1 protein-coding gene is annotated in these 749 nt (G+C 45.9%); it reads right to left on the bottom strand.

The features are described 5' to 3' along the window. The coding region (locus tag EWU22_RS13355; protein ID WP_231962911.1) for a hypothetical protein at positions 1–749 on the bottom strand (749 nt) is incomplete at both ends.

Below are 749 nucleotides of genomic sequence, written 5' to 3'. Positions count from 1 at the left end.
CCACTCGCATCTTTCGCTGTGATTGTTATCGTTTGACTAGTACCCGCTGTCTGTGTACCTGTTCCGGTGATAATCAATTTCGTAGCAGTACCTGAATTAATCGTCAATGATGATGATGTTACTGGCGCTCCAGTAGCTGGGGTAAACGTGAACGTTCCTGATCCAGATGCTCCTGTGTATTTCAAGCCTAAGCTTGTCAAGTTCGCTACGCCACTCACAAAGTCTGAAGCACTATTCAGTTTATTCGTACCACTTAAGCCTGTGATACTTCCTGTTAAGCTACTGCTCACTGTCACATTATTCGTACTTGCATCAAAGCCTGTCACTACGTTGCCATAAGCATCTTGTGCTGTCAAGCTATTCGTGCCACTAAATGCTGTACCGCTAGTCTGTGGACCAGCCAAGGCTAAGCTAAACTTAGCAAAGCTTCCTACAGATACACTTACTGACAATTCTCCTCCTCCACTAGCTGTTAAGCTACCATCGGTCACACTAATCGAAGCGGACTCTACTTTGTATAAGCTCAAGCTCGCTGTCGCTACTCCATTCGTGAAGCTCACACTGGTGGCTGTGCCAAAGTCTGTGCTTCCTACTTTTGGTGCTGTAGCTGGTGATGCTGAACTAGTAGCTCCTGAGAATGTTAAATCTTTACTTCCACTATAAGAGCTTACTGTGTTACCATTCGCATCTTTCGCTGTGATCGTAATCGTTTGACTCGTGCCTGCTGTCTGCGTGCCACTTCCTGTGAT

Origin of the sequence: Aquirufa nivalisilvae, assembly GCF_004307455.1 — a bacterium.
Lineage (GTDB): Bacteria > Bacteroidota > Bacteroidia > Cytophagales > Spirosomataceae > Aquirufa > Aquirufa nivalisilvae.
This window is presented reverse-complemented; position numbering and strand designations above follow the sequence as displayed.